Source organism: Kitasatospora sp. NPDC051984 (assembly GCF_044593455.1).
In the GTDB taxonomy this organism is placed as follows: Bacteria; Actinomycetota; Actinomycetes; order Streptomycetales; family Streptomycetaceae; genus Kitasatospora.
The window spans coordinates 20,265-43,906 of sequence record NZ_JBIUCB010000031.1; the positions used below are offsets into that span (position 1 = coordinate 20,265).

The 23,642-nt window shown below is 73.4% G+C and carries 19 protein-coding genes; 3 read left to right on the forward strand and 16 right to left on the reverse strand.

Annotated features, from left to right (window positions below):
* Window positions 1–18: 18 nt before the first annotated feature.
* From ACIHEI_RS33770 to ACIHEI_RS33810, 9 genes are all read right to left on the reverse strand, one after another.
* Complete coding sequence (locus ACIHEI_RS33770) at window positions 19–1,602, reverse strand: glycerol-3-phosphate dehydrogenase/oxidase (protein WP_396609402.1); 1,584 nt, start codon at window positions 1,600–1,602, stop codon at window positions 19–21.
* 75 nt (window positions 1,603–1,677) lie between these two features.
* The gene (glpK, locus tag ACIHEI_RS33775) at window positions 1,678–3,201 is read right to left on the reverse strand and encodes a glycerol kinase GlpK (RefSeq protein ID WP_396609403.1); all 1,524 of its coding nucleotides are present in this window, start codon (window positions 3,199–3,201) and stop codon (window positions 1,678–1,680) included.
* A gap of 271 nt (window positions 3,202–3,472) precedes the next feature.
* Window positions 3,473–4,237: an IclR family transcriptional regulator gene (locus ACIHEI_RS33780; protein WP_387648324.1), complete on the reverse strand. Its 765-nt coding sequence runs from the start codon at window positions 4,235–4,237 to the stop codon at window positions 3,473–3,475.
* A 643-nt stretch (window positions 4,238–4,880) separates the two neighbouring features.
* Entirely contained in the window at window positions 4,881–6,056 is a 1,176-nt protein-coding gene (locus ACIHEI_RS33785; protein ID WP_396609404.1) for a serpin family protein, read from the reverse strand.
* Between the two features lie 110 nt (window positions 6,057–6,166).
* Window positions 6,167–6,820, reverse strand: coding sequence for a hypothetical protein (locus tag ACIHEI_RS33790; protein ID WP_396609405.1), 654 nt, complete (start codon window positions 6,818–6,820; stop codon window positions 6,167–6,169).
* 107 nt (window positions 6,821–6,927) lie between these two features.
* Window positions 6,928–7,554, reverse strand: a complete 627-nt coding sequence (locus ACIHEI_RS33795) for an RNA polymerase sigma factor (protein WP_396609406.1) — start codon at window positions 7,552–7,554, stop codon at window positions 6,928–6,930.
* Between the two features lie 183 nt (window positions 7,555–7,737).
* Window positions 7,738–8,373 (reverse strand): DUF7003 family protein, encoded by a 636-nt coding sequence (locus ACIHEI_RS33800; RefSeq protein WP_396609426.1) that lies wholly within the window; start codon window positions 8,371–8,373, stop codon window positions 7,738–7,740.
* 86 nt (window positions 8,374–8,459) lie between these two features.
* On the reverse strand, window positions 8,460–9,392 hold the full coding sequence (mmuM, locus tag ACIHEI_RS33805; RefSeq protein WP_396609407.1) for a homocysteine S-methyltransferase: 933 nt from the start codon (window positions 9,390–9,392) through the stop codon (window positions 8,460–8,462).
* A gap of 58 nt (window positions 9,393–9,450) precedes the next feature.
* A complete protein-coding gene (locus ACIHEI_RS33810; protein ID WP_396609408.1) occupies window positions 9,451–9,954 on the reverse strand; it encodes a carboxymuconolactone decarboxylase family protein in 504 nt (167 codons plus the stop codon).
* A 304-nt stretch (window positions 9,955–10,258) separates the two neighbouring features.
* Between ACIHEI_RS33810 and ACIHEI_RS33815 the strand changes: the two genes are divergently transcribed.
* Window positions 10,259–10,798, forward strand: a complete 540-nt coding sequence (locus tag ACIHEI_RS33815; RefSeq protein ID WP_392956579.1) for an EF-hand domain-containing protein — start codon at window positions 10,259–10,261, stop codon at window positions 10,796–10,798.
* Window positions 10,799–10,911: 113 nt separating this feature from the next.
* On the opposite strand, the gene ACIHEI_RS33820 is transcribed toward ACIHEI_RS33815, so the two are convergent.
* The 6 genes from ACIHEI_RS33820 to ACIHEI_RS33845 form a co-directional block, all read right to left on the reverse strand.
* A complete protein-coding gene (locus ACIHEI_RS33820) occupies window positions 10,912–11,364 on the reverse strand; it encodes a DUF6917 domain-containing protein (RefSeq protein ID WP_396609409.1) in 453 nt (150 codons plus the stop codon).
* Entirely contained in the window at window positions 11,361–12,320 is a 960-nt protein-coding gene (locus tag ACIHEI_RS33825; protein WP_396609410.1) for a Gfo/Idh/MocA family protein, read from the reverse strand. The genes ACIHEI_RS33820 and ACIHEI_RS33825 overlap by 4 nt, the downstream gene beginning before the upstream one ends.
* Window positions 12,317–13,453 carry an Ldh family oxidoreductase gene (locus ACIHEI_RS33830; RefSeq protein WP_396609411.1) on the reverse strand — a complete coding sequence of 379 codons (1,137 nt, stop codon included), beginning with the start codon at window positions 13,451–13,453 and terminating at the stop codon, window positions 12,317–12,319. The genes ACIHEI_RS33825 and ACIHEI_RS33830 overlap by 4 nt, the downstream gene beginning before the upstream one ends.
* Window positions 13,454–13,551: 98 nt before the next feature.
* Window positions 13,552–14,841 carry a M20/M25/M40 family metallo-hydrolase gene (locus ACIHEI_RS33835; protein ID WP_396609412.1) on the reverse strand — a complete coding sequence of 430 codons (1,290 nt, stop codon included), beginning with the start codon at window positions 14,839–14,841 and terminating at the stop codon, window positions 13,552–13,554.
* Window positions 14,842–15,037: 196 nt separating this feature from the next.
* A complete protein-coding gene (locus ACIHEI_RS33840) occupies window positions 15,038–16,003 on the reverse strand; it encodes a sugar phosphate isomerase/epimerase family protein (RefSeq protein ID WP_396609413.1) in 966 nt (321 codons plus the stop codon).
* The gene (locus tag ACIHEI_RS33845; RefSeq protein ID WP_396609414.1) at window positions 16,000–17,103 is read right to left on the reverse strand and encodes a hypothetical protein; all 1,104 of its coding nucleotides are present in this window, start codon (window positions 17,101–17,103) and stop codon (window positions 16,000–16,002) included. Before ACIHEI_RS33845 ends, ACIHEI_RS33840 begins: the two co-directional genes overlap by 4 nt.
* A 414-nt stretch (window positions 17,104–17,517) precedes the next feature.
* On the opposite strand from ACIHEI_RS33845, the gene ACIHEI_RS33850 reads away from it, so the two are divergent.
* Complete coding sequence (locus ACIHEI_RS33850; protein WP_392956565.1) at window positions 17,518–18,690, forward strand: DegT/DnrJ/EryC1/StrS family aminotransferase; 1,173 nt, start codon at window positions 17,518–17,520, stop codon at window positions 18,688–18,690.
* Window positions 18,687–19,838: a DegT/DnrJ/EryC1/StrS family aminotransferase gene (locus ACIHEI_RS33855; protein WP_396609415.1), complete on the forward strand. Its 1,152-nt coding sequence runs from the start codon at window positions 18,687–18,689 to the stop codon at window positions 19,836–19,838. The genes ACIHEI_RS33850 and ACIHEI_RS33855 overlap by 4 nt, the downstream gene beginning before the upstream one ends.
* Before the next feature lie 60 nt (window positions 19,839–19,898).
* Here the strand turns inward: ACIHEI_RS33855 and ACIHEI_RS33860 are convergent, their stop codons facing one another.
* On the reverse strand, window positions 19,899–21,548 hold the full coding sequence (locus ACIHEI_RS33860) for a class I adenylate-forming enzyme family protein (protein WP_396609416.1): 1,650 nt from the start codon (window positions 21,546–21,548) through the stop codon (window positions 19,899–19,901).
* Between the last annotated feature and the right edge of the window lie 2,094 nt (window positions 21,549–23,642).

Genomic DNA, 23,642 nt, shown 5'->3' on the forward strand with positions numbered 1-23,642 from the left:
GAGGGCGTCGTCGCGTTCTTATCGGGCCAGCAGCTCCGCGGTCCGCTTGCGGACCTCCTCGGTGTCCAGCCCGCGCACCGTCAGCGTGGTGCGCCGCCGCAGCACGTCGTCCACCGTGTACGCCCACTCCTGCTCGGCCGCGTACACCACCTGCGCCCACACGTCCGGCCCGTCCGGGTGCACCCGCTCGCCCAGCTCGGGGCGTTCGGCGATCATGCGGGCGATCTCGAACGACAGCGTGCCGTAGTGGGTGGCCAGGTGGCGGGCCACCAGCGGGTCCATCCGGGAGCCCGGCTCGCGGTCCATCAGCAGGCGGTGCGCGACGGCCTGCGGGGCGCCGATGCCGGGCAGCGGCACGGTCGACGGGATGGGCGAAATGTCCTCGGCCAGGCCGACGCCGCGCGCGTTCTTCAGCTTCTCCAGCACCACCCGGCCGATGTGCCGGTAGGTGGTCCACTTGCCGCCCGCCACCGACAGCATCCCGGCGCGGCCCTCGGTGACCACCGTCTCCCGCTTGGCCGCCGCCGTCGCCCCCGGACCGCCCGGCAGCACCCGCAGGCCCGCGAACGCGTAGGTGATGTCCTCGCGCCGCAGGTGCTCGTCGCGCACCGCGTGGCCCGCCTCGGACAGGATCTGGTCGATGTCGGCGTCGGTGGCCTGCACGTCCAGCGGGTCGCCGGTGTACTCCTCGTCGGTGGTGCCCAGCAGGACGTGGTCCTCCCACGGGATGGCGAAGGACACCCGGTACTGGTCGATCGGAATGGTCAGCGCGGCCCGCCACGGCGCCTGCCGGCGCAGCACCACGTGCGCGCCCTTCGACAGCCGGATCGACGGCTCGGCGCCCGGGAACTCCATCCGCCGCAGGTGGTCAACCCACGGGCCGGTGGCGTTCAGCACCAGGCGCGCGTCGATGCCGAACTCGGTGCCGTCGAGGCGGTCGCGGACCTCCGCGCCGCTGACCCGGCCGCGGGTGAAGCGCAGCCCCGTCACCTCGGCGTGGTTGAGCACCACCGCGCCCGCGTCCACCGCCGCCCGCACCGTCATCACGGCCATCCGGGCATCGTTCATCTGGTGGTCGCCGTACACCGCGACCCGCCGCAGGCCCTCGGTGCGCAGCCCCGGCACCGCGCGGGCCGCCTGGGCGGGGGAGACCACCCGGCCCAGGCCGTCGCGGAACGCCGACAGCGCCGAGTACAGGAACACGCCCGCGCCCAGCTTGGGCGCCGAGTGCGGGCCGCCCTCGTAGACCGGGACGAAGAAGGTCAGCGGGTTGACCAGGTGCGGGGCCACGTCGGTGGCCAGCGCCCGGCGCTCCTTGTGGTTCTCCGCGACCAGTTTGACCGCGCCGGTCTGCAGGTAGCGCAGGCCGCCGTGGACCAGCTTCGAGGACGCGGAGGAGGTGGCGTTCGCGAAGTCCCCGGCGTCCACCATCGCCACCTTCAGCCCGGCCTGGGCGGCCGTCCAGGCGGTGGCGGTGCCGAGGATGCCGCCGCCGATGACCAGCAGGTCGTAGCGGGCCCGGCCGAGCAGGTCGCGGGTGGCGGCGCGGGAGGCGACGCGGCCGGCGGCGCGCTCGGCGCCCAGGGTCGGGATGCTTGCCATGGTGTGTGCGGCGGGCCCGGTTCGCGGCCGGTCCGCGTCTCCTTCCGATCGGTGATGCGGGCTCTGACGGAGGTGTCAGAGCTGCGGCTGCTCGTCGTCCTGCTCGATCCAGCCCATGGTGCGCTCCACCGCTTTCAGCCAGTTGCGGTGCTCGCTCTCGCGGGTCGCGCCGTCCATCCGGGGCGTCCACTCGGCGGCCCGGTGCCAGTTGGCGCGCAGCGTGTCCAGCCCGTCCCAGAAGCCGACCGCGAGGCCGGCCGCGTAGGCCGCGCCGAGAGCGGTGGTCTCGGCGACGTACGGGCGCTCCACCGGGACGTCCAGCACGTCCGCGATGTTCTGCATCAGCAGGTTGTTGGAGGTCATGCCGCCGTCGACCTTCAGCGCGGTCAGCGTGACGCCGGAGTCCTTCTGCATGGCGTCCACCACCTCGCGGGTCTGCCAGGCCGTCGCCTCCAGCACCGCCCGGGCCAGGTGGCCCTTGGTGACGTACCTGGTCAGGCCGGTGATCACACCGCGCGCGTCGGAACGCCAGTACGGGGCGAACAGGCCGGAGAACGCGGGCACGAAGTACGCGCCGCCGTTGTCCTCGACGGTGCCCGCCAGGGTCTCGATCTCCGCCGCCGTGGAGATGATGCCGAGCTGGTCGCGCAGCCACTGCACCAGCGAGCCGGTGACCGCGATCGACCCCTCCAGCGCGTACACCGGCGGCTGGTCGCCGATCCGGTAGCCGACCGTGGTGAGCAGCCCGTGGTAGGAGTTGACGATCCGCTCACCGGTGTTCAGCAGCAGGAACGTTCCGGTGCCGTACGTCGACTTCGCCTCGCCCACGTCGAAGCAGGTCTGGCCGAACAGCGCGGCCTGCTGGTCGCCCAGCGCCGCCGCCACCGGCACACCCGCCAGCACCCCGACCGCCTCGCCGTACACCTCGGCGGAGGAACGGATCTGCGGCAGCATCGCCATCGGCACGCCGATCGACTCGGCGATCCGCTCGTCCCACTCCAGCGTGTGCAGGTTCATCAGCAGCGTGCGGGACGCGTTGGTGACGTCCGTGACGTGCCGGCCGCCGTTCGCGCCGCCGGTCAGGTTCCAGATCACCCAGGTGTCCATGGTGCCGAACAGGATGTCCCCCGCCTCGGCGCGCTCACGCAGCCCCTCGACGTTGTCCAGCAGCCAGCGGATCTTCGGCCCCGCGAAGTAGCTCGCCAGCGGCAGCCCCGTCTCCCGGCGGAAACGGTCCTGCCCGACATTGCGGCCCAGCTCCCGGCAGAGCGCCTCGGTACGGGTGTCCTGCCAGACGATCGCGTTGTACACCGGCTCACCGGTGTGCCGGTCCCAAAGCACCGTGGTCTCACGCTGGTTGGTGATGCCGACCGCCCGGATGTCCTCCCGGGTCAGCCCCGCCTTCTCCAGCGCACCCCGCACCACCGCCTGCACCCGCGTCCAGATCTCTGCCGCGTCGTGCTCCACCCAGCCCGGCTGCGGGAACAGCTGCGCGTGCTCCTGCTGCTCGACGGCGACGATCCGGCCGTCCGCCCCGAACAGGATGCACCGGCTGGACGTGGTGCCCTGGTCGATCGCGGCGATGTAGCTGGCAGTCATGCGGTTCCTCGGCTCGGCTCGGGGACGTCAACGGGCTCGGGGTGACTCTTCGTCAGTCCCCGTGCGCGCGGGTCCGGCAAACCACGCGGGCGGCGCGGAACGCCCCGGACCCTCCAGCCGTCGTTCGACAATGTCGACCGACGTTTGGAAGCCAACAGCAGCCGGACGCCCGACGTCAAGGCGTTGTGACCCGCGACGCCCCGACGACCACGCGCCGCCGCCGAACGATCACCCACTGCCCACCGGACACCCTCAGAACCGGTGCGCCCACTCAGAAGCGGTGCGCCCCGAGATCGCGGGAGATCGCCCGTGCCGCCGTCCGCACCGACGCCACCAGCGACGGCCGCACCACCCCGTCCTCGCACACCGTCTCCACCGCACCGCTCACGCACACCGCGCCCACCGGGTTGCGCCGACGGTCCTGGATCAGCGCCGCCACCGACGCCACGCCCTCCCAGGTCTCCTCCACCGCGTCCGCCCAGCCCCGCTCCCGCACCAGCGCGCACTGCGCGTCCAGCGCCGCCGGCTCGGTCACCGTCCGCGGCGTGAACGCCTCCCACGGACCGTCGCCCAACTCGCCGCGCGCCACCGGGTCGTACGCCAGCAGCACCTTGCCCAGCGCCGTCGCGTGCAGCGGCTGCATCGAACCGACCTCCAGCACCTGCCGCGAATCGTCCGGCCGGAACACGTGATGCACCACCAGCACCCCCCGCTGGTGCAACACCCCCAGGTACACCGTCTCGCCCGCCGCCCGCGCCAGATCGTCCGCCCACACCAGGGCCCGGGCCCGCAACTCGTGCACGTCCAGGTAGCTCTGGCCGAGCCGCAACAGCTCCGCCCCCAACTGGTACTTGCCGCTGTCCGGGTCCTGCTCGACGAACCCCTCCTGCTGCAACGTCCGCAGAATGCCGTGCGCCGTACCCTTCGCCAGCCCCAGCCCCGTCGCCACCTCCGACAGGCCGAGCCGCCGCTCCCCACCCGCCAACAGGCGCAGGATCGCGGCCGCCCGCGACAGCGACTGGATCGCACCGGACACCGGCCCACCTCCACAGACCACCGGTCGGCCATGCCGACCCCACCTACCGTCGTCCGACCGTACTACCCCAACGACCACCCCCGGACGCCCGGCACCGAAACCCGCACCTCCGGCGCCCGGCCCGGACAGCGCCGAATCCGTGCGGGCCCGGGCTTCGCCACGTCCGGCGCGTGGCCGGGCTGCGTCGGGCCCCGTGCCGTTCCCCTCGCGGGAGCAGGCGCGCCGTCCTCAGGACTACGGTGCCGGCTGCGCCGCGCAGCCTGCCGTTCGCGTCGGCTTCGGCGTCTGTGGTGCGGCGGCGTCGAGGCCTTCCGCGAGCTCCGCCGCGGCCTCGGGTATGGGGTCCCGTCTGCGGCCCGCTGCCAGTGCCGTGCGGCGCGCCGTGCAGAGCCGGGCTGCGTCGGGCCGCGTGCCGTTCCCCTTACGGGAGCAGGCGCGCCGTCCTCAGGACTACGGTGCCGGCTGCGCCGCGCAGCCTGCCGTTCGCGCCAGCCCCGGCGTCTGTGGTGCGGCAGCGTCGAGGCCTTCCGCGAGCTCCGTCGCGGCTCCGAGTGCGGAGTCCCGTCTGTGGCTCGCTGCCAGTGCCGTGCAACGCGCGGCGCCGGGCCCCGTGCCGTCCCCCTGCGGGAGCGGGCTCGCGTCCTCAGGACAGTGGCGCCGGTTCCGTCACCCAGCCCGCCATCAGCACCAGGCCCGAGGTGCGGTGCACCGCCAGGAACGCGAACGGCCGGTCGAAGCGGGCCGTCGCGTGGCGGACCCGGAACCGGCGGAGCGGGGTCATCGCGGCGGACCTGACCATCGTCATCGCCGTCACCGCGCCCGCCTCGAAACCCTCTGCCGAGAATTCCGCCATCGCGACCTGCCGGGCCTGCGACACCTTCAGCGGGGTGCTCCGGCTGATGCCCCGGAACCAGTCGCCGTCCTGCGCGGCCGTCCGCAGGCCGAACAGGTCCGCGCTCCGCAGCAGGTCGTGCTCGGAGCGGACGAGGAAGCCGACGGTCTGCAGGGCGCCGACGTCGCCCGGCGACGCGGCCTCCACCGTGGTCAACTCCAGCCCCGGCCACGGCTCCCCGTCCGGGCGGTCGGCCAGCGGCAGCCGCCGCGACTCGCCCGACACCAGCTCGAACCCGGCCGCCACCACCGCACCCGGCGCGGCGCCGCTCCCGCCCAGCACCAGGTGAACGTCCACCTCGCCGTCCCCGGCCACCCGGACCTCCGTCACCCGGCCCGCCGAGGTCTCCGACACCGAGATCCGCTCGAACAGCTCGGGCCCGGTCCGCTCCAGCTTCTCGAACTCCCGCCCCGCCCAAGGGCCTTCGGTCACCGGGAACCAGCCCGGCTTGAACGGGACCACCCAGCTGGTCCGCACCGTCACCGCCGACGCCAGCACCAGTTCGGCCTCGGTCGGGTCCACCGGCATCCGCTTCAGCAGGCCGCCGGTCTGCTTCGCCGCCCACTGGTCCAGCACCTTTCGGTCCTTCGCCGGATCACCCGTCAACCGTCCCCACAGCGACGCACCCAGCTGCTTCACCCAGTCGGGCTCCACCTCGACGTGCTCCGCCGTCCACAGCCCGAGCGCCGCCGCACACCCCGGCACCCGCCCCACTCCCGCCAGCAACTCCCGCGCCGCCGCCGGAGCCTGCTCGGCCGGCACACCCATAGCCTCAGCCAGCTCCTCGCACACCGGTTCGCCCGCCCCGGCCACCAGCATCGCCAGTAGCGGCCACACCCCCACCGCCGTCCACACCTGCCCGGAGCCGAACGCCAACTCGTGCCCCCAGCGCGCCCCGAGACCGTTCACCACACCGACCGCCCGCACCGCGACCCCTCTCCGTCCACGGACATCCTCCCTCCCCGGGCCGGTCCGGCGCGCGGCAGCACAACGGGGGAGGCAGCGGACAGCCGCTGCCTCCCCCGACCGCGTTACGGTTACTGCGGGTTGTTGTCCGCGATGGCGTCGGCCGGCAGGGCGGGCGCGCAGTCCGGGCCCGGGATGTCGGTCAGGCCGCCCATGATGACGCTGGTGCCGTGGGCCGGGTCGGTCTTCGCCAGCGGGAAGACGATCTGCACCTGCTTGTCCGCGGGGATCCGAGCGGGGTTGAGGATCAGGACGAGCTTGCCGTTCTCCCGGCCGAGGGTCCAGCTCTGGTCACTGGGCTCGGACGCGGGGCTCGCGTTGGGGACCGGGGCGTCCGCGGAGGGGGCCGGGGCGCCCGCGGAGGCGGACGGCGAGCTCGAGGGCGCGGAGCTGGCCGAAGTGGACGGCAGAGGCGCCGGGGCCTGGCAGTTGGGATCGCCGGCGTAGACGCGGGCGCGGACGCCGAGCCGATCGAGTTCGCGCTGCACCTTGGCGAGGTCGATCTTCCCCGCCGGGTTGACGACGGTGAGCTTCACGGTGCCGTTGTCGGCGGTCTGCAGGGTGTACGCGGCCGCGGTCTGGGCCGGCAGCGCGGCCACGACGACACCGGCCGCGGCGGCCACCAGACCGGCCGGCAGCGCGATCCGCACGCCGAGACGCCGACGCTTCGTGTTCGCGTTCCGCCGCTCGTCGTCGTGACGGGACGTGGTCAGCAAGCTGCTCATCAGATGTTCCTCACGTTGGTGCCCACGGCCGGCGGGAAAGTCGCGTTCGGCAGGCACCGGCAGCATCCGACGCAGCGTCCGCAGGTCGTCGTCCTGGTACCCGGTCATCACGCGTTCCCCTTCTTCGGCCCGACCGCTTCGGTGCGGTCATCTGTTACCTGCCGTCCTGTGGCCGCCGGTTCCACCCGCAGGCCGAGATTTTTTTGTGCGAGCCGGTCCAAGCGGCGGCGGGCCCGGGACAGCCGGGAACGGACCGTGCCCACCGGCACCCCCAGCGCGTGCGCGGCCGCCGCATAGTCCAGCCCCGCCCACACGCACAGCGCCAGCACCTCGCGGTCGGAGCGGGAGAGACGTTCGAGAACCTCCTGCACCGACGCGATGCGCTCCTGGTCCTCCAGCCGCCCGACCAACTCGTCCGCGAAGTCGGGCAACAGCTCCGGCTCGGGCATCCGTTCCATCAGCGCACGGTGCCGGCGCGCCACCCTGCGACGGCGGTGCACCACGAACGTCGCGATTCCCAGCAACCACGGCAGCAGACTCCCGCCGGTCGGCTCGGCCTTCTCCCGCAGCCGCCACGCCTCCAGGAACACCAGCGAGGCGCAGTCCTCCGCCCCCGACCAGTCGCCGGTCAGCCGGAAGCAGTGGTTGTACACCGCCTTACCGTGCTCACGGAACAGCACCCCGAAGGCGCCCTCGTCACCCGCCCGTATCCGGGCCCGAAATCCTGGATCCATACCTTTCTCCGCCGACCACGGGCACACGGGTTCCACGTGAGCTGAACCACACCGCGACCGAGCGCTGCCCGCTACGGGGACCTCACCGCCGCCCGCGGTTGCGCACGGCGTCCGCCACCGCCGCGATCCGGTCCGGCCCGCGCCCACCTGTCGCGAGACGCTCCCGGGCCGTCCGGGCAGGCGTCACAGCGTTCCGGCGTCCGGCCAGTGGGACCAGTGGGTGTTCGCGGGGAGCGTCGGCCGGTACCGGGCCGGGTCGCCGGAATCCAGTACCTCGGCGATCATCCGGAAGGTCTCGTGCCCGCTCGGCATGACGGCCCCGAGGTCCTCCGGCTGGTGCCACTCGTCGAGGCGCAGCAGCTCGGGCAGGTCGGCGGGGATGCGGGCGCGCAGCTCCGTCCCGTCGGCCATCAGGAGGTCCCTGTTGGCCGGGGCCAGCAGGCGGAACACGTCCTGCAGCGGGGTGCCCGCCGGGGCGTCGACCGTCAGCGCGGTGCCGCGGACCACGACCGGGACTCCGCCCGCGTAAACCTCTTCGCCGTGGGGGTCGATCTCCGCCATGTTGTCCACCCGGTCCAGGAAGTCGCCGAACCCGGGCTCACCGCGCGTCAGGCAGTTGCCGAAGCAGTGCACGACGTCGATGAGGTTGCCGCCGCGCGGGGTGTAACCCAGCAGCTCGGCGACCACGGCCCAGCGGGTGTCGTCGCCGAACAGGTGGATCCGTGCATCGACCGGGTAGTAGTAGCCGTTGTCCTGGTCAGGGAACTCCGCCCGGTCCGCACAGAGATCGAACTGCCCGAGAATCGACGAGATTGTCATCACGGCCTCAGGCTACGGGCCGTCGCCGTCGCCGTCGCCGTCGCCGTCGCCTTCGCTGTCGCCGTCGGCCCGGAGTCGGCCGGCGGTCACCCGCCCAGTGCCGCCGCCACCGCCGCGATCCGATCCGCCCCCACCCGGCAGCAGCCGCCCACCAGTTGGGCCCCGGCCGCCACCCAGCCCGGTACCTCGCCCGGGTCGAACGCCGCTGCGCCCGCCCAGTCGTGGGCCGTCGCGTTCCAGCCCTCGCCGCTGTTCGGGTACGCCACCGCCGGCCGGCCCGTCACCTGCACCGCCAAACGCACGGCCGACGAAACCTCCTGCGGCGCACAGCAGTTGACGCCCACCGCCACCACCTCCGGCACGTCCGCCACCAGCGCGAACGCCTCCGCGAGCGGCTCCCCGCCCCGGGTCAGGCCGTCCGCCGCGCCGAACGAGAACCACACCGGCACGCCCAATCCCCGTACGCACTCCGCCAGAACGGACGCCTCCAGCAGATCCGGCACCGTCTCCACCGCCAGCACATCCGGCCCCGCCACCGCCAGCACCTCCAGGCGCGGACGGTGGAAGGCGGTCAACTCCCGGGCGGAGAGCCCGTGATGACCCCGGTACTCGGAGCCGTCCGCCAGTACCGCCCCGTACGGACCCACCGACGCCGCCACCCAGCGCGGTCGACCGTCCCCCAGCTGCGAAGACGTCTCCTCGGCCGCCAGCCGCGCCAACTCCACGCTCAACGCCAGCAGTCGGTCCGCCTTGGCCGCGCCCGCGCCCCGCCCCGCGAAACCCGCCCGGCTCGCCTGGTAGCTCGCGGTGGTGGCGACCTGCGCCCCCGCCTCGAAGAACGCCCGGTGCGCCGCCACCAGTTGGCCGGGATCGTCCAGCAGCAACCGTGCCGACCACAGCGCGCTGGACAAATCGCAGCCCTGTGCGGCCAGTTGGGCGGACAGCCCGCCGTCCAGCACCACCGGCCCCGCCGCCAGCGCCGCCGCGAACCCGCCGGGGTCCTTGCGCACCGTTGTCATCCCTCCAGCCTGCCGCACGACCCGGCACCGGGCTAACCGGTGCGCGCGGGCGGGACGGTCAGCCCTCGGTGGCCGGCACCGGCCGGGAGGTGACCGCGATCCGGTTGTACGCGTTCACCACCGTCGCCGCCCACGCCACGAACGCCGCCTCGGCGTCGGACAGCACCGCGCGCGCCGCACGCTGCGCCCGTGCGCCCTCCGCGTGGTCCGGAAGGCGGGTGACCGCCTCCGCGAGGGCCAGCGCGGCCCGCTCGCGGGGCGTGAACAGCGCGCCGGACTCGCGCCAGGCCGCCAGCCGGCCCAGCCGCTCGTCCGACTCGCTGGCCTTCCGGGCGGCTGCGGTGTGCAGGTCCACGCAGTACGTGCAGCCGTTCAGCTGCGAGCAGCGCAGCCGCACCAGTTCGAGCAGCAGCGGTTCCAGCCCGGCTGCCGCCGCGGCCTGCTCGACGGCGGCGTGCAGGGCGTGCACGGCGGCGAAGGCCTGCGGGGCGAGCTCGATCAGCGGGAGCGCGGGGAGCGCGGGGAGCGTCGCGGAGGTGTCGGTCGTGGAGGTCTCGGTCACGGAGCGAGGCTAGGGGCCCGGAGCGCGCCCTCCGCCAGCGAACCGGACGACGATCACCCGCTCGTGAGGCCGGTCGCGAAACCGTTGACGGAGTCCCCAAAACGTGGCTGGAGGCCTGGAGTTCAAGGGGTGTGGGCCTCGCGTTCGGTCAATGCGGGGGCGCCGTCACCCAGTTGGCGGTACGTCGGCGAACCGGAGTGCGTCACGCCGGTACTGTGACGTTCCGTGTCCGACCGCACCGATTGTGTGATGGCCGACTCACTCGAAATGATCCGCCCGCTCAGACTCAATCTGGAGACCCGAGATGACCAGTTCCGTGCAGGCCGACCGTACCCAGAAGCGCTTCGACCTCTGGGACGTGAACGGTGACGGCCAGATCGACCGGTCCGACTGGGACGCCGAGGCCAAGCGCATCCTGCAGGCCTTCGGCGAGGACCCGACCTCCCCGGCCGCTCGTCAGCTGACCGACGCCTACCTCGGCATGTGGAGCTTCTTCGCCGACAAGGTCGGCATCGACGAGCAGACCGGTGCGCTCACCCCCGAGCAGTTCAACCACGTCGCCGAGGAGCACGTCCTGGAGAACGGCGGCGCCGGCTTCGCCCGCGTCGTCAAGCCGACCATCCAGGCCATGGTCGAGCTGGTCGACGTGGACGGCGATGGCCAGGTCAACCCGGCCGAGTTCAAGACCTGGCTGGACGCCATCGGTGTCGAGGGCGTCGAGCCGGCCGAGGCGTTCCGCCAGATCGACGCCAACGGCGACGGCCAGCTGTCCGTCGAGGAGCTGGTCCAGGCCGTCCGCGCCTACCACATGGGCGAGTTGGACGTTCCGCTGCTGGGCCGCTGAGCCCCGCCGCGCGGCCGGCGACGGCCTGACGCACCCGGGCCCGGAACGGGGGGAGGCGCCTCCCGCTCCGGGCCTTCGTTCGTTGTTCGGGTCGCCTCGGGCTCCGACAGGCGTCAGGATTCGGTGGCCGCCGGGACGAACCGCACCGGCAACTCCGGTCGCAGGTCCAGCCTTTCGCCCGTCATCAGGTGATCGGCCGCGATCAGCACGTTGTAGTGGTTGGGGAAGTGGCAGGCGTCGAAGCCCAGCACCGTCCCCACTCGGTGCTCGCCGACGAACACCTCGTCGCCCCGGTCCAGCACCCCGGCCGCCGCGATCTCCGCGAAGCCGAGGAACCCCACCCGGTCGATCCGTGCGCCCGCTGCCGTGTCCCGCTGGTCGGTGGTCACCAACTCGTGCACCTCGCCGGCCCGGACGCACCGGCTGGCGAACGGCTCCAGGCTCATCCCGCGATCCGTCCGGCTGTGCAGCAGCACCTTCACCAGCGTGCCCGTCACCGTCCGCTTCGGCCCGTTCTCCCGTACCGGGGCCGCGAGTTGGGCCCGGTCCTCGCGCTGCCGGATCATCCGCGCACCCCCGCCCGCTCGGCCCGGTACGCCGGCTCGACCACCCGCAGCGCGTCCACGCCGTCCGGGCCCCGGAAGCCCCGGAGCCTGTTGCCGCCGCCCGCGCCGCCGCCCGCGCCGCCGCCGGCCAGGAGGTCGGCGAAGTCGGTGACGATGCCGACGTACTCGTGCCACAGTGACTGCTTGAACCCGTCGTGCCCGGCCAGCAGGTCGGCCCGCAGCACCGAGCCGTCCGCCAACTCCACGGCCACGTCCTTCAGTTCGCCGGGGTACGACCAGTCCAGCTCAATCCGACCGCGCACCCCGCGCGGACCCGACAGCTCCAGCAGCGCGTACCGGTCCACCCCGCCCTCGTCGCGCACCACCTTCGCGGCCTCCACCCGCATCGGGCCGGCCAGCAGGCGCAGCAGGTCGTACGCGTTCGGGCCGTTGTCGGCGATGCAGCCGCCGCCGCAGCGCTCCGGGTCCAAGTACCAGCGGTCCCGGCCGACATGCTCCTCGATCCGCTCGAAGTACCGCGCCGTCACCGACCGCACCGGCGCCGCGCCCTCCAGCGTTCGGCACAGCTCCCGCACCGCCGCGTTGTACCGCCGGTGGAACGCCGTGAACAGCGGCACCCGGCGTTCGACCGCCAGCGACGCCAACTCCGCACCCTCCGTTGCCCGCAGCGCCAGCGGCTTCTCCACGCACACCGGCAGGCCCGCCCACAGCGCGTCCCGGCAGATCGTCAGGTGCAGGTCGTTCGGGACGGTCACCACGACGGCGTCCAGGCCACCCGTGGCCAGCAGCTCCCGGTGGTCCGTGAAGCACCCCACCCGTCCCTCGAACTCGCGCAGCAGCTCCGCGTCCCGGTCGCACACCGCCGCCAGTCGCACCCCCGGGACCTGCTCCAGCGCGGCCAGGTAGAACCGCGAGATCACCCCGAGCCCGATCACGCCCACCCGCAGGCCGCTCACTCCGCCACCTCCACCGGCCGCACTCCGAACTCGGCTGCCACAGAGGCGAGTTCGGCCAGCAGCGGGGCGGCCAGTGGCACGCCGTCACGGTGCGCCGCAGCGGTCCGCCGGGCCTCGTGCCAGCCGGGGTAGACGACCGGACCGGCCTGCCCGGCGGCGGGCGGGCAGGCCAGCACCGTGGAGAACAACGTCCGTGCGTCCGCGGCGACTTGCTCCGGATCGCGGAGCGCCGCCGGGGCGATCGCCAGCGCGAACAGGCCGATGTCGTCGTCCCGGCCGGTCGGACCGCCGTCCCCGTCCAGCGCCGCCGGTTCCGGGCCGAGACCCGCACCGGGCAGCATCGCCGCCAGCACCTCCACCATCAGCCCGAGCCCGAACCCCTTGAACCCGGCGCCCGAACCCGAGCCCAGCCAGAGCAGATGCGCCTCGCCCCGGTCGAACGCCGCCGGATCCGTCACCGGCCGCCCGTCCTCGTCGGCCAGCCACCCCTCGGGGATGGTCCGCCCCGCCCGCGCCGCCGCCCGCACCCGTCCCGTCGGAACCGCCGTGGTGCTCATGTCCAGGACGTACGGGGGGAGTTCACCCGCCGGCGCGGCCACGCTCCACGGGTTGGTGCCGAGCAGCGCGACCGCGCCACCCGGCGGGCGGGCGATCCGCTGCCGTCCGCAGTTCGACGCCAGTAGCCCGATCATGCCGCGTCCGGTCACCCGCGCCGCATGGTGCCCCGCACACCCGAAGTGGGTCGCCCGCCGCACCGAGACCAGCCCGATGCCGAGCCGCTCCGCCCGGTCCGCCGCCAACTCCATCGCCGCGCCCGCCTGCCACAGCCCGAGCGCGTTCCGCGCGTCCACCAGCACCGCCGCCCCCCGGTCGGCCACCACCTCCGGTTCGGCCAGCGGATCGGCCCGGCCCTCCGCCAGCAGCGGCAGATACAGCCGGGACAGGTTCACCAACCCGTGCGAGTCCATCCCCGCCGCGTCCCCGTAGCACAACGCCTCGGCCGCCAACCTGGCTCGCCCGGGCGGCAGTTGGTTGGCGACGAAGACCTCGGTGGTGAACCGGACCAGCTCGGCGTACGGAACGTGAACGGTACGGGCGGCGGCGGACGTTGGCGAGGATGCCAAGGTGGTCATGGGAAACAGCCTCCGGACAGTGATGAAGTCTTGGACGGGGGAGCGGAGTTGGCGAACGCCCTGCCGGGCATCTCCCGGCGGGTTGGCGGTCGGCCCGGTCAGCGGCGGTGCGGTCGGTGACGGGCGAAGGCCACCAGCAGGCGGGCCACCGCCGCGGCGAAGCCGTCGAGTTGGGCGAGGTCGGCGAACTCGCCCTCCGCGTGCGCCCGGTTGGCGCCCAGGTCGCCGGGGCCGAGTACCACGGTGAACGCGTCCGGCAGGCCCGCCGTCCAGATCGCGTCGCAGGTGAACGCCGGTTCGCCGTCCGGGAGTCGGGGGATGCCGGCCTGCCGCGCCAGCAGTTCCTCGAACGCGGGATGCCGGTTGTCCAGGACGGGCAGGCCGCGCTTGAGCCAGTCCAGTCGGGTGATCCGCGCGCAGTCGGCGGCGGTCCGGGCGAACTCCGGCAGCCCGGCGAACTCCCGCCGGAACGCGACCAGTCCGGCCTCGACCGCCGCCAGCACCGACGCCTCCGCCCGGCGCCCCGAACTCGCGTCCCGGTAGGGGAGATTGAGCAGCAGATCGCCGGTTCCGTACACCCGGTTGTGCAGCGGACCGGTGCTCAGACCCGCCACGCACACCGGGTCGCGCGGAGCGGCCACGGTGCCCAACTCCCTCGCCAGGTACTGCGCGAGGAAGCCGAGCAGGACGGTCGCGTTGTGGCCCGCGCCCGGGCAGTCGTCGATCGCGTCCTCGCCGCGCACCCGCAGCCGGGCGGTGGCGGCGGCGGTGGCCCGGGGCAGATAGCGCAGGCCGGTCGGCTCGCAGAACACGTTCAGCGCGCCCACGTACCCGGCCTCCACCAGCGGACGAGTGCCGAACACGCCCATCGCGCCGCCCTCTTCACCCGACACGGCCTGCACCAGCACCCTGACCGAACTGCCCACGCCGGGCTCAGCCGCGACCGCCGCCCGGATCCCCGCCAGCAACGCCACCGCCGGGCCCTTGGCGTCGATCGAGCCCCGCCCCGTGAACCGCTTCCCGTCGAAGCCGACCGGCTCCGGGCCGGCCACCGTGTCCAGGTGCACGTTGAACATCACCGTCGCCGACCGGGGCAGCTCCGGGCCGAGCCGCAGCACCAGGCTCGGCTGGGACGCCAAGAAGCCTTCCTCGCAGGCCCGTTCGCGAACATTCAGCGGCACGTCCGGACGGTCGAGATCCGCCGCCCGGGGCGCGCCGCGATACACCTCGGCCAGGCCGATCGCCCCCGCCGCCCGGGCGTACACCCCGAGCGCCTCGGCAAGCAGCGGACGCGGCGCGCCCGGGCCGGTTTCCAACGGGCCGGCGGTCGGCAGCCGGAGCAGGTCGAGTAGCAACTCCTGGTCGCCAGGCCCGAGTCGGGCGTCCATCGGTGCTGGCGCTGGCGCTTCCGTCGGCGTTGGTGCTGCCGTCGGTGCTGGTGCTGGTGCTGGTGCTGGTGCTGGCGTCGGTGCTGGCGTCGGCGCTGGCGTTGGCGTCGGCGTTGGCGCTGGCGTTGGCGTCGGCGTTGGCGTCGGCGCTGGCTTTGGCGGGTGGGCGCCGTTTTCGGCACCGAGGGCTGTGGTGTCACCGCGCACGCGACACCCCCGCCTGCTCCAGCCCGCCGGGCTCTGGGCGCCAACCGGCCGCGGACGGCAGGATCTCGCGCTCCACCAGCGCGCTCAACGCCCGTCCGGCCGCGACGAACCCGCTCGCGGCAGTGCCGTCCGCCGCCAGGCCCTGGTGCGGGCGGGTGGCGAGATGGGGCTCCAGTGACCATCCGCCGCTCCAGCCCCGGTCCACCAGGAAGCGCAGGCTCTCCGCGAGCCGCGCCGCCCCGTCGCCCGGCAGCACGTACTCGGTACGGTCGCCGCCGCCCACCGCGTCCTTGATGTGCACGTGCGCGACGTGGTCGGCGATCTGACGGAGCATCAGGTACCCGTCGTAGCCGTGCGGGACTCCATTGCCGGCGTCGAACAGCAGGCGCAGCGCCGGGCTGTCGACGGTGGTCACCAGGTCGAGTTGGCGTTCGGCGGCGGTGCCGGCCCAGCCGCTGCAGTTCTCGTGCAGCAGGGTCAGGCCGTCCTGGCCGGCCAGCTCAGCCAAGCGGGCCAGCCGCTCCAGCACCCGCCGGCGCCAATCCGCCTCCGACAGGCCCGCGTTGGGGTAGGACATGACCCGGATCCGGTCGGTTCCCAGCAGCGCGGCGCGGGCGGCGAGTGCGGCGAGTTCCGTCAGGTCGCGGTCGAAGTCGGCGGTGATCCGGCTGTCCCAGTTGCCGATCCGGGAGGCGAGGCAGGTCACCCGGACACCCCGGGAGGCAAGCGTCTCGGCGATCCGCCCGACCCGGTCGAGCGGCAGCTCGGCGATCCAGCTGCCGTCCACGGTCCGCAACTCGAGGTCGCGCCAGCCGAGCTCGTCCAGCGCGTCGAGCTGGCCGGGCAGGTCCGGGGCGGCCTCGTCGCCGATGCCGCCGAAGCTGATCGTAGGGGCGGCTTCGCCCGACGTGGTGACGGCGGTGCCGGTGGCACGCGGGGCGGGGGCGGCGGTCATCGGGCCGCCGTCGCGCGGCGCTGCACGTCATGCGTCTGCGCGTCACGGACCTGGGCGTCACGGACCTGCGCGTCACGGACCTGGGCCTGGGCCTCACGCGCCTGCGTCTCACGTGCCTGCGCGGCGATCGTCTTGGCCTGGTCGAGCAGCCGCACCACCTGGGAGTTGACCGCCAGGTCGGGGTGCGGGTGATGAACGCCGCCCGCCGTGCCGCCCGCCGCGCCGCCCGCCGCGAAGTAGGCGTAGACGCGGTGCAGGAAGGTGCTCAGCGAGTCGTCGTGGAGCAGTTCGGTGCTCTCGCCGTCGTGGTCGATGACGGTCAGCCGGGCGTAGGCGTCGGCCTCGCTGCCGGGGAAGTGGCCGATCAGGGTGCCGTGGGCGAGTTCCAGGGTGACCCGGCGCTCCCGGACGGGGGAGGTGAGGTCGGAGCGGATCCGGGTCCACGCGCCGCTCTCGTGCTGGAGGTTGAGCCAGGCGGTGCCGAGCCGGGGCAGCACCCGCCCGCCGACCACCATGTCGGTGCCGCCCGCGCCGGTGACCCGGCCCGGCCCGGCGAGCGAGAGGCAGAGGCCGAGGGAGTGCGGCAGTTCGATGTCGAACGCGGTGGGGTGGCCGTCGCCGGCCAGCGAGCGGGAGAAGCGCGGCTTGCGCTGCACCACGTGGATGGTCCGCAGCGGGCCGTACGCCCCGCTCGTCAGTGCGGCGCGCAGCCGGTCGGTCAGCCGGCTGCCCAGCCACTGGGCGACCACCACCAGGTCCAGCCCGTGACGCTCGCGCAGCGCGAGCAGTTCGTCCAGCCCGGCCGCGTCGGCGGCGAACGGCTTCTCCAGCAGGATGCGCCGGTAGCCGAGGCGGCCCAGGGTGTCCAGGGCGGCGACCCGTTCGGTCGGCGGGGTGCAGAGATGGACGACGGTGTCGGCCGGGTCGGCCAGCCGGGGTGCCTCCGCGAGGCTGACCGGCCGCAGATCGGCGGCTGCCCCGGGACGGCGGTGCGGGTCGACCGCGAGTATCGGTGCGGGGGCGAACAGGTGCGCGGAATCGGCGGCGGTGCGCAACCGGCGCAGCACCGGCAGATGGAGTCCGCTGCCCGCCCGTCCCATTCCGACCAGTAAGGTCCCGAGTCCGTTCGACATGGCGAGCCGTCCTTCCGTCCGATTCGCGGGGATCGCTTCGCCGGGTATTCAACCAGCACTTCCGGCCATGCCCGCGTGGACGTCAACTCGCTTGTTCTGCAAGCCATTCGAAAGAGTGAAGTCGCCATTCTCGCGCGGTGGACGGCGGTGGTGGCGGCATAGATTCAGCGGGGTGTACCCGGCTGCCGTGCGGACGATTCACCTGCTCCGGAAGGCCGGTACCGAATCCAACCGGAAAGCGCTTTCCCGTTCCCTGTGGCGGTGTTCGGAAAGCGTTTTCCGGTTGCCTCCGAACCGGCGGCGCCGCCGCCTTCGCGCAACGTCGGCATGCCCCCCTACCGCCCCACCGTCCATCACCGCCCCACAACCGATGAGAGTTCCATGGGTGCCTCCTCCGGCGTCTCCTTCTTCAGCCAGGCCGAGACCTTCGAATCCCTCTGGCCCACCACCCGGCGCCACCTCGACGAACTGATGGACCGCGGCAAGTACTCGCACGGCCCCAAGGTCGCCGAACTCGAAGCCGCCCTCGCCGCCTGGACCGGCGCCCGCCACGTCGTCGGCGTCAACAGCGGCACGGACGCGCTGGTCCTGCTGCTGCGCGCGGCCGGCCTGCAACCGGGCGATGAGGTGATCGTCCCGACGTACAGCTTCGTCGCTTCCGCCACCGCCGTGGTGCTGGCCGGCGGCCGCCCGGTCTTCGCCGACATCGACCCGCTCAGCTACAGCATCGACCCGGCCGGTGCGGAAGCCGTCCGCACCGAGCGCACCCGCATGATCATGCCGGTCCACCTGTTCCACCAACTCGCCGACCTGCGCGCCCTGCTGGACTTCGCCGACCGCCACCGCCTGACCGTGGTCGAGGACAGCGCCGAGGCGTTCGGCATGCGCTGGGACGGCGTCCACGCCGGACTGCACGGCACCGGCGGCGTACTGTCCTTCTTCCCCACCAAGACACTCGGCGCGATCGGTGACGCCGGCGCCGTCCTCACCGACGACCCCGCCATCGCCGACGCCGTCGCCGCGATGCGCCACCACGGCCGCACCGGCCGCACCGTCGACGACTTCCCCACCATCAACCGGCCCACCGAACTCCTCGGCACCAACAGCAAGATGGACGACATCCAGGCCGCCGTCCTGCTCGCCAAGCTCACCCGCGCCGACCAGTGCATCGCGCGCCGCGCCGAGCTCGCCGCCCGCTACACCGAGCGCCTGTCCGGCACCCCCGGCCTGACCCTGCCCACCGTCGTCCCGCGCGAAGCCGCCACCAACCCCGTCTGGTACGTCTACCTGATCGAGTCCGACCACCGCGACGAGCTCGCCGCCCACCTCGCCCGGCACGGAGTCCAGACCGAGACCTACTACCCGACGCCGCTGCACCTCCAGCCCTGCTTCGCCCAACTCGGCCACCGGCGAGGCGAGTTCCCGCAGGCCGAGGCCGCCTGCGAACGCGCCCTCGCGCTGCCGCTCTACCCCGACCTCGCCGACCACGACCTGGACCTGGTCAGCGACCTGGTCCGCGGCTTCCAGCACGGAAAGCACGGGACTCACCGATGACCACCACCGCACCCCCGCCGATCCCGTTCTTCCCGCCCGACCTCTTCGAGGACGACCGCGACCTGCTGCTGGACCTCGTCCACGAGGTCGCCACCGACCCCGCCCAGCGCTTCATCCTCGGCGAACGAACCGCCCGCCTCGAGGAGTTGCTGCGCGCCGACCTCGGTGTCGCCGACGTCATCGCCTGCGGCAGCGGCACCACCGCACTCACCCTCATCCTGCGCGCCATGGGCATCACCACCGGAGACGAGGTGATCGTCCCCGCGTTCGGCTGCGCCCCGCTCGCCAACACCGTCCTCGGCGTCGGCGCCACCCCCGTGTTCGCCGACATCGACCCGCACACCCTGGTCATCGACCCGGACGCCGCCGAGGCCCTGATCACCGCCCGCACCAAGGCGTTGATGCCCGCCCACATGTTCTCCGTGATGGCCGACATGCCGCGCCTGCGCGCCCTCGCCACCCGCCACGGCCTCCGCCTGATCGAGGACTCCGCCGTCGCCCAGGGCGCCGTCCTGGACGGCCGGCCCGCCGGCACCTGGGGCGACGCCGGCCTGTTCTCGTTCGTCCAGGTGAAGTCCTTCGGCGGCCCCGGCGAGGGCGGCGTCGTGGTCACCGACGACCCCGAACTCGCCCGCGCCGTAAGGATGCTGCGCAACCACGGGCAGGACGGCGTGCACCGCTTCCGGCACCACCTGATCGGCATGAACAGCCGGTTCGACGAAATCCTCGCCGCGTTCCAGCTGCGCCGCCACCCCGGCCTGGCCCGCCGCCTGGCCCGCCGCGCCGAGATCGCCGCCCACTACACCGAACGGTTCACCCCGCTCGCCGACCACGGCATCACGCCGCCGCCGCCCGGCACCAACGGCCGCTGCTACTACGTCTATTCACTGCTCGCCGAGCACCGCGACCAGCTCAGGAAGCACCTCGCCACCCACGGCATCGACAGCCACGTCTACTACCCGAGCCCGCTGCCCCACCAGCCCGCGTTCGCCTCCGCCGTCCCCGACGGCGGCCACTGGCCGAACGCCGAACGCGCCGCCCGCCAGTGCCTCTCCATCCCGGTCTACCCCCACCTGACGGACACCCAGGTCGAGCGGATCACCGCCGCAGTGCTCTCCTTCGCCGACGCGCCCGCCCCCGTCGGCTGACCCGCCACGCATCGCCGCGGCCCACCCAGCAGCTGTGGTGGGCCCCGGCCGTCACGCGTCTCAACTCGCGGCAACCACCTGTCCCTGCCCACGGGTTGCCGCGGCCGCCAACTCCGTCAGCACCAAACGGTCCGGCTTCCCGGACGCGCCCAGCGGCAACCGCTCCAGCAGCACCAGCCGCTCCGGCCACTTGTACTTCTCCAGCCCGCACAACTGGCCCAGGTAGTCAGTCAGTTCAACGAGCGCCAACCCGCCCGCCGGCTCGCGCGGCACCGCGCAGACACACATCCGCTCGCCGAGATCCGGATCCGGCACCGGCACGCACACTGCCTCCACCAGCCCGGGATGGCCCTCCAGCAGACGCTCCACCTCCGACAGCCCGATCGACACCCCACCCCGGTTCACCATCTGCTTGATCCGCGCCACCACCCGCAGCGACCCGTCCGCCTCCAGCACCCCCCGATCGCCGGACCGCACCCACCCGCCGTCCACCCGCAGCCGGGCGTCCAACTCCGGTTCCCCGACGTGACACAGCGGACTCATCGGCCCCCGGGCCTGCACCTCACCCGCCATCCCCACCGGCACCGGAAGGCCGTCCGGCCCGCACACCCGGAACTCCGCCACCGCCGGATCCGGACGCCCCACCCGCAGCACATCGACGTCCGAACTCGTCCACCGCGCATGACAGTTCACCCCGTCACTGGACCCGTACACATTCACCACCGGACACCCGAACCGCCGAAGCGCCGCCCCCAGCACGGCTGACGACAGCATCGCCGAACTCGACACCACCGCCTGCAAGGACGACAAGTCCTCGCCCTCCACCGGAAGTTGATCCGCCAGACGGCGCAGCATCGTCGGCACCGCCGCCAGATGAGTCGGCCGCCAACGCCCCACCGCCGCCAGCGCATCCGCTGGATCGAACCGCTCCCGCAACACCACCGTCGCCCCGCACCGCACCAACGACACCACCGCCAACGAGCCGTACGCCGTCGCCGGATGCACCAACAGCAACACCCGCGGTGGCGCCCCGTCCACCGTCTCCAACACCCGCTCCACGTACCGCCCGCGGCCCCCCGCCAGCGCATTGTGCGAATACGCGATCAACTTCGGCGCGCCCTCCGACCCCGACGACACCAGAATCCGCGCCGGCGCCTCCGCATCCACCACCGCGGGCTCCCACCCCACCCGCTCCGGCCACGGCTCCGCCCCCAACACCACCACCTCGTGCAGCCAAGGCAGTTCGGGCCGCAACCCGTCCACCAGCGCCTTCCACTCCGGCACCGTCACCACCACATCCGCCCGCGACGTCCCCAACAACGCCAGCAGATCCCGCCGCCCATGCCCCGGCACACACGGCAACACCACCGCCCCCAGCGCCGCCACCGCCAGATCCACCGCCACCGCCCGCCAATCCGCCGGCACCTTCGTCGCCACCACCGACCCCGGCCCCACCCCCCGCGCCGCCAGCCCCGCCGCCAACCCCCGCACCCGCCCCGCCAGTTCCGCGAACGTCACCTCACCCCCGTCATCCACCACAGCCGCCCGCCCCCCATCAACCCCCACCCGCCCCACAAACAACTCGTACAACCCCCGCCCCGGACACCACCCCCGAGCCACCCACTCCTCCCGCAACCCCCGCCCCACCTGATCCGGAAACTCCACCCCAGCCACCGAGACCCACATACCGCCCACAACCACCACTCCCATCACTGATCGATCCCACACCGAAACCCCCACCAACACCCCTCGCTCAACACGCCAACTCCCCGCCCACCCCACGCCATTGCCGCCCACCCCCGCCCGCACCGCCGACACCCCTTGCCCCGACACGCCGCCGACGGCGGGGCCGACACGGGCGCCCCAGGCGCAACGCCGCAGTGCCGACACCCTTGCCCCGACACGTCGCCGACGGCGGGGCCGACACGGGCGCCCCAGGCGCAACGCCGCAGTGCCGACACCCTTGCCCCGACACGTCGCCGACGGCGGGGCTGACACGGGCGCCCCAGGCGCAACGCCGCAGTGCCGCCCGGCCGAACCCACCGGGCCGCGTAGCGTCCGGGCCGCCACCGACGCACCTGCGGTCCGGGCAGTCGGTATTTGTCGCCGCCGAAACGCCAGGTGCCACCGGCTCTGATTCGTTCTACAGCCGCAGTCGCGTCTGCCCGACGCCGATGCGTTCGCCGGGTTGCGCCGCCCGGCAACGCTGCCTGGCGGGCAGGCGGGGCGAGTTGGTCGTTGCTGAGTTGCGCGGCGTTCAGCGTCACCGGCCTTCCAGGGCCGAGCCGTCGGTGACCTGCGGTGCCGCCCGCCGGCACCCCGCGGCGGTTCCGCCAGTGCGCGTGTTCCCGGCGCGGCGGGGTGAGCCCGCAGCTGTGGACCCGTCCCATCGAGACAACGGCGTTCACCTGCCAGGCCTGCCGCAGCGCGGTAACGCCGCCCGGCCACGTTCGTCGAGACACCTTGCCGTCCCTTGACGTCCGCAGGCCGAGGGCGGCGCACCACCGAGCGCCCCCGCCTGCCGTCGACCGCCTTAGGCCAGGCAGTTGGTCGGCAGCGCATGAATGGTCGATCGCCAGATCCGCGCGACCGAACGCCGCCTCGCCGGCCTGCTTCGTCTGAGTGTGCAGCGCCGACTTCCAGAGCCTGGCCAGCTCCACAGCCCCAGTCGTTTCTGCCCGCCGCCGATACGTTCACGGCGTCGCGCCGCCCGGCGGCGGTGCCTGGCATGCAGGTGGGGCGAGTTGGTCGTAGCCGAGAGGCGCGACGTTCGGTGTCAATGCCCCTACAAGGCGCGGCCGTTGACGGTCTCCCAGCTCGCATACCGGCGCCCGGTGGCTGCCCTACCGGTCCAGGAACGGGGTGAGCCGGCAGCTGCGGACCCGTCCCACTGGGGCCACTGCGTCCACTTGCTGGGGTAGCTGCGGTGCCGCAGTGCCACCCGACAGCGTCTGCCGGGATGCGGCGCCGTCCCTTCGTTCCAGCAGGCAGAGGGCGGCACCTCGGCGAGCGCCCCAGCATGCCGTCGGCCGCTTGGATCGGGGTGGTTGTTCGGCAGCGTGCGTGTGGTCGATCGCCGGATTCGCGTGGCCGGGACCCGTTTCGCGGTTCCGCTTCGCCTGAGTGGGCAGGGCCGACTTCCGGAGCCTGGCCGGCTCCACAGCCCCAGCCGTGTCTGCCCGCCGCCGATGCGTTCACAGCGTCGCGCCGCCCGGCGGCGGTGCCTGGCATGCAGGCGGGGCGTGTCCGTCGAGGTGTGAGGCATTCAGCGCCACCGGGCCTCCAGGGCAGGGCCGTTGGTGACCTGTCGCACCGCGCACCGGCACCCTGCGGCGGTTCCACCGATGCAGAAGCTCCTGGTGCGCCGGAGTGAGCTCGCAGCTGCGGGCCTGTCCCACTGAGGCCACGACATCCACCTGCTGCGCCAGCCGCGGCGCCGCAACGACACCCAACCGCATCCGCCGCAACGCAGCACCATCCCTTCGCTCCGCCATACAGAGGGCGGCACCTTGGCGAGCGCCCCAACATGCCGTCGGCCGCCTGGATGGGGGTGGTTGTTCGGCAGCGCGCGTGTGGTCGATCGCCAGATCCGCGTGACCGGGCCCCATTCCGCGGGTCCGCGTCGCCTGCGGGGGCGCTACCGATCACTGGAGCCTGGGCAGCACCGAAGCCCCGGCCGCGCCTGCCTGTCACCGACGCCTTCGCCCTGCCGTGCCGCCGGTCTCCGGGGTCGGACGCGCAAGTACGGTGCTTCGGTCGCGGCCAGTGCCTGCGGCGTGACGAGTCGCGCCACCTGCAGATCTC

Excerpts from the sequence above, each read along its gene's own strand:
- mmuM (WP_396609407.1), bottom strand. The coding sequence starts at position 9,392 with ATGACAACGGTGCGCAAGGACCCCGGCGGGTTCGCGGCGGCGCTGGCG.
- ACIHEI_RS33770 (WP_396609402.1), bottom strand. The coding sequence starts at position 1,602 with ATGGCAAGCATCCCGACCCTGGGCGCCGAGCGCGCCGCCGGCCGCGTC.
- ACIHEI_RS33835 (WP_396609412.1), bottom strand. The coding sequence starts at position 14,841 with ATGGACGCCCGACTCGGGCCTGGCGACCAGGAGTTGCTACTCGACCTG.
- ACIHEI_RS33850 (WP_392956565.1), top strand. The coding sequence starts at position 17,518 with ATGGGTGCCTCCTCCGGCGTCTCCTTCTTCAGCCAGGCCGAGACCTTC.
- ACIHEI_RS33820 (WP_396609409.1), bottom strand. The coding sequence starts at position 11,364 with ATGATCCGGCAGCGCGAGGACCGGGCCCAACTCGCGGCCCCGGTACGG.
- ACIHEI_RS33830 (WP_396609411.1), bottom strand. The coding sequence starts at position 13,453 with ATGACCACCTTGGCATCCTCGCCAACGTCCGCCGCCGCCCGTACCGTT.
- ACIHEI_RS33790 (WP_396609405.1), bottom strand. The coding sequence starts at position 6,820 with ATGAGCAGCTTGCTGACCACGTCCCGTCACGACGACGAGCGGCGGAAC.
- ACIHEI_RS33800 (WP_396609426.1), bottom strand. The coding sequence starts at position 8,373 with ATGACAATCTCGTCGATTCTCGGGCAGTTCGATCTCTGTGCGGACCGG.
- ACIHEI_RS33795 (WP_396609406.1), bottom strand. The coding sequence starts at position 7,554 with ATGGATCCAGGATTTCGGGCCCGGATACGGGCGGGTGACGAGGGCGCC.
- ACIHEI_RS33815 (WP_392956579.1), top strand. The coding sequence starts at position 10,259 with ATGACCAGTTCCGTGCAGGCCGACCGTACCCAGAAGCGCTTCGACCTC.
- ACIHEI_RS33840 (WP_396609413.1), bottom strand. The coding sequence starts at position 16,003 with ATGACCGCCGCCCCCGCCCCGCGTGCCACCGGCACCGCCGTCACCACG.
- ACIHEI_RS33845 (WP_396609414.1), bottom strand. The coding sequence starts at position 17,103 with ATGGGACGGGCGGGCAGCGGACTCCATCTGCCGGTGCTGCGCCGGTTG.
- ACIHEI_RS33855 (WP_396609415.1), top strand. The coding sequence starts at position 18,687 with ATGACCACCACCGCACCCCCGCCGATCCCGTTCTTCCCGCCCGACCTC.
- glpK (WP_396609403.1), bottom strand. The coding sequence starts at position 3,201 with ATGACTGCCAGCTACATCGCCGCGATCGACCAGGGCACCACGTCCAGC.
- ACIHEI_RS33860 (WP_396609416.1), bottom strand. The coding sequence starts at position 21,548 with ATGGGAGTGGTGGTTGTGGGCGGTATGTGGGTCTCGGTGGCTGGGGTG.